This window comes from Xanthomonas maliensis (assembly GCF_009192945.1).
Lineage (GTDB): Bacteria > Pseudomonadota > Gammaproteobacteria > Xanthomonadales > Xanthomonadaceae > Xanthomonas > Xanthomonas maliensis.
In genome coordinates this window covers 39,036-46,293 of sequence record NZ_NSET01000001.1, presented here as the reverse complement: position 1 = coordinate 46,293, position 7,258 = coordinate 39,036, and the positions used below count along the sequence as shown (strand labels likewise).

At 61.2% G+C, this 7,258-nt stretch carries 7 protein-coding genes; all 7 read left to right on the top strand.

Annotated features, from left to right (window positions below; all coding sequences use genetic code 11):
- Positions 1 to 275: DUF2345 domain-containing protein (locus CKY51_RS00220; RefSeq protein WP_152248713.1), on the top strand; the 275-nt coding region annotated here is incomplete at its 5' end.
- A gap of 9 nt (positions 276 to 284) precedes the next feature.
- Positions 285 to 1,241: a DUF4123 domain-containing protein gene (locus tag CKY51_RS00215; RefSeq protein ID WP_022974041.1), complete on the top strand. Its 957-nt coding sequence runs from the start codon at positions 285 to 287 to the stop codon at positions 1,239 to 1,241.
- Positions 1,238 to 1,756 carry a DUF3304 domain-containing protein gene (locus tag CKY51_RS00210; RefSeq protein WP_152248712.1) on the top strand — a complete coding sequence of 173 codons (519 nt, stop codon included), beginning with the start codon at positions 1,238 to 1,240 and terminating at the stop codon, positions 1,754 to 1,756. The genes CKY51_RS00215 and CKY51_RS00210 overlap by 4 nt, the downstream gene beginning before the upstream one ends.
- A gap of 20 nt (positions 1,757 to 1,776) precedes the next feature.
- The gene (locus CKY51_RS00205) at positions 1,777 to 2,301 is read left to right on the top strand and encodes a DUF3304 domain-containing protein (RefSeq protein WP_170292279.1); all 525 of its coding nucleotides are present in this window, start codon (positions 1,777 to 1,779) and stop codon (positions 2,299 to 2,301) included.
- A gap of 47 nt (positions 2,302 to 2,348) precedes the next feature.
- Entirely contained in the window at positions 2,349 to 2,912 is a 564-nt protein-coding gene (locus CKY51_RS00200) for a DUF3304 domain-containing protein (RefSeq protein ID WP_152248710.1), read from the top strand.
- Positions 2,909 to 5,317, top strand: a complete 2,409-nt coding sequence (locus CKY51_RS00195; protein WP_152248709.1) for a T6SS phospholipase effector Tle1-like catalytic domain-containing protein — start codon at positions 2,909 to 2,911, stop codon at positions 5,315 to 5,317. The genes CKY51_RS00200 and CKY51_RS00195 overlap by 4 nt, the downstream gene beginning before the upstream one ends.
- An 89-nt stretch (positions 5,318 to 5,406) precedes the next feature.
- Positions 5,407 to 6,492 carry a T6SS immunity protein Tli4 family protein gene (locus tag CKY51_RS00190; RefSeq protein ID WP_152248708.1) on the top strand — a complete coding sequence of 362 codons (1,086 nt, stop codon included), beginning with the start codon at positions 5,407 to 5,409 and terminating at the stop codon, positions 6,490 to 6,492.
- Positions 6,493 to 7,258: the final 766 nt, after the last annotated feature.

Sequence of the window (7,258 nt, the reverse complement as noted above, 5' to 3'; positions counted from 1 at the left end):
ACCAGGTCCCGCAGCTGGTCCGCGCCGACGCCCAACTGGAACTGGCCGCCGGAAAGACCGTCCACCTGGCCACCGCCGGCGGCGCCAGCCTGACCATCGAAGGCGGCAACATCACGATTGCCTGCCCGGGCAATATCGCCGTGCATGCCAGCAAGAAGTCGTTTGTGGGGCCGACGCAGCAAAGCGCGCCATTGCCGCTGTTCCCACAGTCGGTCTGCGTCGAATGCATGCTGAAGGCGGCCAAGGCCGGCGCGCCGTTTGCTGTCCTGCAATAGGGGCGGCCTGTGAGCGGTGACCTCGCCTTTGCCTACGACCGTCCGGACGCTGCACAGCAGAACGCGCTTGCAGCAGCTGTTTGCGCGCACCTGCCCGCGTGGGCCGTGCTGGATATGGCGCTGCTGGATGCGCCGACGATCCACGCACGCCTGCAGCGTAGCGGCTGGCAGTCGCATAACGCTTATGCCGGCTCCCCGCTGTCGGCCTTCGCCGAACAAGGCGTGTGGTTGGTGGCGCTGGAAAGCGAACCCGCGCTCTTGCATGCGCAAGTGCAGATCCTGCTTGCCCGGACCGCCGGCACGGCCGCGCTGAGCTTCGTGGGTACTACTGCACCCATCGTCGCCCTGCAGGCGCTGGCCGACTATCTCGGCAGGATCGCGCTGGAAGACCGCAAGCAACCCTTGCACTGCCGGTTTGCCGACACTCGCGTCTTGCCCACCTTGTTGGCGGCACTGGACCCTGCGCAGACCGCACGTGTTCAAGCTACCGTGCGCGAATGGAGCTGGATTGGCAGACACGCAGAATACCGGCGTTGGCAGCCGCAACCGAGCGACACGCCGGCTGATCGCAACGACCACATCCGCCTGACCGCGGCGCAATTCCGCGCGCTCCGTTCCGCCTCCGACGCGGATGCGGTGTTCTTTCTGCTGCTGGAACAAACGCCCAGCCTGGTGCCCACGCAAGGCCGTGGCCAGTTTCATACGCGACTGTGCGGCTTCCTGCAGACCGCAGCGGCCTACCGCATCCATGACATCGCAAGTCGCCTGCAGTTCGCCGTGCTGAGCCTGAGCTGTGGCGAAGACTTTCACCAGCTCCCCTGCCTGGCCGATACCTGGGCCGGCGTCCTCGCAGGCGACTACACCCTGGCCGCGCGCATGCCCCTGTGGGGCCCCGAGATCTGGGACCAACTCGAGGCCAATGCACCGCAGCCGCGCGACCCTGCCGCAGACCTGGCAGTCCAATGAAACATCTTGCACACCGCCTGCCCATCCTCGCCTTTGCCTTGCTGACGTTTGGGCTTGCGGCTTGCCATCCGTCCCCGGAAGACACGACAGCCAACGCGAAGATCAGCCCCTACAACCACACCGAGGATTACATCCATCAGCTCTATATCGATGGAGAGTGGGGTGGCAACTCGCGTCCCTACGGCGGCGGCGGCAGTTTCGTCTGTTGCGTCGCCTATCCGCGCCAATGGCATCCGGGACTGACGGCAACGGTGAAGTGGACGACATCGAGCGGCATCCCGGGCATTCGATCGAAACCGGTGTGGCATGAGAAGGTCGTTCCTATAGAGCCTTACGATCGGCCAGGTACACGACTCAATGTCCACTTTCTTCCGGGTGGTCAGGTGCGACTGTTGATCTGGGATGGAGGTGCCGGCTCGGAGGGCTACAAAGGGCCCGATGCCCCGGTCAAACCCGATAACTGGCCGCCACGGCGCACCGCGCAAGCCAGTGAGCAAGGCGATAGCGCCCCATGATCCGCCTGACGCCCTGGGCAATGTCGGCGCAGACGAGGCGAACCATCGCGTACGTCCTGATGACGCTGGCCCTGGCTTCGTTGTTGAGCGCCTGCAAGGCCGAGCCTGCCTCTGCCACCGCGGAGGCGAAGATCAGTCCGTACAATCATACGGAAGACTACATCCATCAGCTCTATGTCGATGGAGAATGGGGCGGCAACTCGCGCCCCTACGGCGGAGGCGGCAGCTTCGTCTGTTGCGTCGCCTATCCACGTCAACGGCATCCTGGGCTGACGGCGACGGTGAAATGGACAACGTCGAGCGGTATTCCCGGCATTCGGTCAGAACCGATCTGGCACGAGAAAGTGGTTCCTATCGAGCCTTATGACCATCCCGGCACCACCCTCAACGTCCATTTCCTCCCGCAAGGACAGGTACGACTGTTGATCTGGAATGGATCGGCCGGCTCGAAAGGCTATAAAGGACCCGATGCCCCAGTCAAACCCGATAACTGGCCACCCACGCGTCCCGTTCAAGCCAGTGAACAAGCAGGCAAACCCCCATGAATTCCACAGCGACGCCCTGGACAACGCCATCGCATCCGAGAGAGACCATGCACGCTCACGATAGGCCGCAAACCAGCACTGTTACATGGCGCATCTTTGCGCAATTGCTGTTTGCGCTTGCCCTTGCCTCGCTATTGACGGCCTGCAAGGCCGAGCCTGCCTCGACGACCGCCGAGGCAAAAATCAGTCCGTACAACCATACGGAGGATTACATCCATGAGCTCTATATCAACGGAGAATGGGGTGGAAATTCGTATCCCTATGGTGGTGGCGGCAGCTTCGTTTGTTGCGTCAGCTATCCACGCCAGTGGCGTCCTGGACTGACCGCAACGGTGAAATGGACAACATCGAGTGGCATTCCGGGTATTCGATCGGAGCCGGTGTGGCATGAGAAGGTCGTTCCTATCGAGCCTTACGATAAGCCCGGCACGCGCCTCAATGTCCACTTCCTTCCGGGTGGCCAGGTGCGGCTATTGATCTGGAATGGCGGCGCCGGCTCGGAAGGCTATAAAGGACCTGATGCGCCGGTGAAACCCGAAGGCTGGCCCCCAAGACCACCCAAATTGCCCGAAGCAGCGTCCGCACAGACCGAACCGGAGCAGCAGCGATGACCGACTTCAAACCAGGATGGTATGCGGTCAAGCGCCAGCAGGATGGCTCGGTCGAGGCCTGGCTCTTCCAGACCAAGGAGCGGGTGACCATGACTGCCCTGGTCCTGGCGAATGGCGACCAGATCCTGTACTTCCGCCCGACGCCGCAACAGCCCTATCTGGCCAAGACCTGGTCCTCCGCCTACGAATGGCTCCCGACCGCCGACCCCAACGACCATTGGGACAACGATAAGTATGGCGCGGTGGCCGACGGCAAGACCGAAGTCCCCAAGAGCTTTTCCCGCAGCACGCGCAAACCGACGCCACGCGAGTTGAGCCAGCGCGCCGGCAAGGCATGCACGGCGGCGGCCGACGGACTGAGCTGCACCCGCGAGATCCATGTCGCCATCTTCTTCGATGGCACCAACAACAATATGAAGCGCGACCGGCCTTCTAAGGGCCATTCGAATATCGTCAGCTTGTATGACGCCCACAAGGAAGATAGAACCGAGTACTTCCGTTTCTATGTTCCTGGGGTCGGCACGAAATTTCCGGAGATCGGCGAAGACGGCGAAGACGCGACCGGGAAAAGCATGGCAAAAGGCGGCGAGAATCGCATCCACTGGGCCTTGATCCAGCTCTATAACGCAGTGCATACGTCGGTCAACAACTTCGACCTCTTGGACGAAGCAGAAACCAAGGACCTGGTTACCGGCGTATTTACTGGGCTGAGCACATGGTATCGCCTTGGCGACGGCAAGATGATATCCATCTTCCGCGATATCGATCAGCGGCTGACCAAAGCAACCGCCGACAAGCGCCCCACGATCACCAAGCTGCATTTGTCCGTGTTCGGCTTTTCGCGCGGCGCCGCCGAAGCGCGCACCTTCAGCAACTGGCTCACGCTGGCCACCCGCGGCAAGGTGGGCTCGGCCCAGGTCAACCTGCGTTTTCTGGGCATCTACGACACCGTGGCATCGGTGCTGCTGGCCGACTCCGCCCCGTTCGGCAACGGGTTGTTCGACTGGGCCAACAAGACCATGCGCATCCCCGAGGTGGAGGGCGCGCTGCACTACGTGGCCGGTCACGAGATCCGCCGCTCGTTCCCGCTTTCCACCATGCGTGCCGGCGGCAGCTGGCCGGCGCGCTCCAAGGAGTATGTCTACCCCGGCGCCCACTCCGATATCGGCGGCGGCTACTCGCCGGGCGATCAAGGCAAGGCCCGTGGTGGGCGATCGAGCCTGATGTCGCAGATCCCTTTGAACGACATGTATTTCGAGGCTTCGAACAACGGCGTGAAGCTTCGACCTTTTGATGAAATGGTCGAACAGACCAAGGACGACTACAAAATCGATCCCTCGCTGGAGAAGGCCTTCGCCGCCTATCTCGAATGGTCCCCGCCCAACGAAAAGGGCGAAAACCTGTCCGGCACCAAGCGCGGGGTGATGGAAAACCGCATGGAACAACAGATGCAGCGCTACTGGCGCTGGCGTGCGTCCAGGACCGAGGTCGCCAAGTTCCAGGCGATGCAGAGCTACCAGCACGCCAACACTCAGGATCGCACCGACCTGATGGAAGGCAATACGGATTGGCAGACCGACATCAAGCATGCACGCGCCGCGAGTCAGCCCACCCCGGTGACGATCTACTTGGACGGCTTCCCGAATGAGGTCACGCTGCCAGCAATGGCGAGCCGCACCCAGCGCGATCTGTTGGCCGCCATCGATGACACCGCTGCGATCCCTGCGGAAGTGGACCGCTTCTTCGATGAATATGTCCACGACTCGCACGCAGGCTTCTGGCTGCTGGGCCCGGTCTCGCAGTTCGACAAGAACGTCTTTGCCAACGAAATCCGCAAGAAGAACGAGCAACACACCCGCTTGCTCAAGGCTGCCGAATTGGCCGAAGCATCCCGCAATTACCGCGGCGCGCTACAGGCGCGCGCCATGGCCGAGCGCTATGAACTCAACCAGTTCGAAAAACGCGTGCTAGCCCAAAACCCCAAGCCCAACGACGACAGCAACCCCGCAACGATCCCGCTGATGTCGGACAAGGACGCCGCGGATCTGCGCGACAATGCCGGTGTCAACGGCTGGATCGTCCGAAATTTGCTGGGAACCGCGACGCGGCGCGAAGCCAACGGCCCCGGCCAGTATCGCCGTATCTTCGACCGCGATCACGAGACCCTGCAGTTCAGGGATGAAGCGCTTTACCTGATGGACAAGTACGCCGAGGAGCTCGGGGACGGCATCAAAAATGCGGCCGAATCCGCCCAACAGGCCGTAAGCAATGTCAAGGAACGCGCCCAGAACGCCATCGGCGAAGTGATCGACGACGCAACCGATGCCGCAGGCCGCGCAATGCGCGGCGCGGTCGAGGAAGGCGTGAAGAAGATCATCCCTCCCATGGGCCCCAACTTGTATTGAGGGCAAGCGCGACCCGCCACCGTGCGCATTGCGCCCATCAGCCGGCAGCGATCCCGCTGCGGTCCGGGCAACCGGGCAGTGGAGATTGCATGTCGCCGCAAGCTCAGCGATTTCTTGATGCCACCAACGGCCGTCGTTGTCCGCGGCGCCGTTTTGGCAGCGCTTTCGACAAGCGGATGAAGATTTCTATCGCAGCCCTGATTGCGCTCGCGCTCCTGGCTGCATGCGGCAAAAATACCGCGCCGGTTGACCCAAAGCAGAACAAGCCTCCACTGCGGCCCCATTGCATCGGACGCGTCACCATCGGCCTTCCCGCCGAAGCGACACTGCAGTGGACCCAGACAGCCGATCTATTCGCGATCGCCCGCGATCAGTCACCGGACCGGAAGGCCTTCGACGATGAGATCGAGCTGCGCAAAGCACAGCTAGCATCGATGCCGCACGAAACAGAAGGACATCGACTGAGCGACTTCCAAAGGTTTGGCGACAATCTCTCCTTGATGCTCTTTCGTGACTCTGAGGTCAGTACCCATATCTACAAAGCCGAGGCGTATTACTGGCTTGGACCTCGGGGCTATCAGTTGAGCGGAGAGGTCGCCAATGAGGAGCGCGCAGAGCTACAGGCGCTACCCAAGCTTGCCATTCGCATAAGGCCCGGCCGATCGAGCATGGAGACTTCAGCCTTTTGCATAGACGGCGCCTACATCAAGGACCCACCGCCGTCCGTTTCCGTCAATGTGACCGGGGAGCTGAAGAATTGGCCGTCATCCAGCTTTTGGCTTGGTGTGATCGAGGGCAGTGACACCCCAAACGACGTAGCAGCCGACATCGATCATGAGCTAAAGCGGGAAAAGGGAGCAGCCCAGGACGTCGCCCTGGCAGACCCAGGGGCTGCTGCTGATCCCGCATTTCCAAAGTCCTTCGACGTATTACGGAGCGGTCATCGAGCGTTGGCTGGCATATCGGGCCAAGAACTTGTCTGGCGAAAAGAGCTGAAGAGCGGAGCGATCGCGTACAGATTCCGCTGGCAAAGTGAAGTCGACCATGGATCTGGCATGGCAATCGGCCTGGATATTGGCGACAACTCGGGCGTTCGATCCCCTCCGTCCGAGCACGAGATGTTCGCGCTCTGGGATGCGATGCTCGCATCACTCAATGCCCCAAAGCCTAGATAGCCATTCCTTGGACCGATCTCTGCTTTACATTCCAGCGCCAGAGTGCGAACCATCGAAACAAGCGGGCACGTCCACGCTGGCCCGATCAATGCCAAGCTTGCCGGCTACAACGACTACATGCAGTACGTCACCGACGCGCATTGACGACACAGGCAGCTTCTCAATGCCCAGTCCGTAGAACGTGAGACGAATCGATGCAAATCTTTGCGTTCTCCCTCTACTCAGCCATCTGCAGCTATGCGGGGTTGTGCGGCTATTACACAGCGTACTGCACACCAGGAGGGCCGGATGCATGGTCCTGGGCCATTTTTTATGTGTATCGCCATCGCGATTGGCCTACACCCGCTGATCCTCTGCCTGATCGGACTGAGTGCTGCATTGACAGTCGCACTCTCCTTCGCAGGAAAGAAGCTCGCGTGGGATGAGCGCTTTTTTGCTCGGCGCTAGGCCTGCTTCCCTTGTGCTGGGTCGCGGGCTATGCAATCGCGTCCTTTACAGGAAGTAGCGGTCGCTGCCATCTTGGATTTTGAGCATAGACGAGCGACAGCGGCGCCCCTCCTGCGATTGCAGCAGGACGAACCTCCATGACTGACTCGCTGACGCCCCTTTTCAGCGATTTAGGCGCGCTGCGGAACCGCAGCCGATTGGCCCCACCGCTTCGCTTGATACCAGCAGGATCAGAGCCACCCGGAACAACGTCTACATAGCGCCACCCAGCACCCAAGCCATCGGCGACAGCACATCATGTCAGCGCTGGATTTCACAG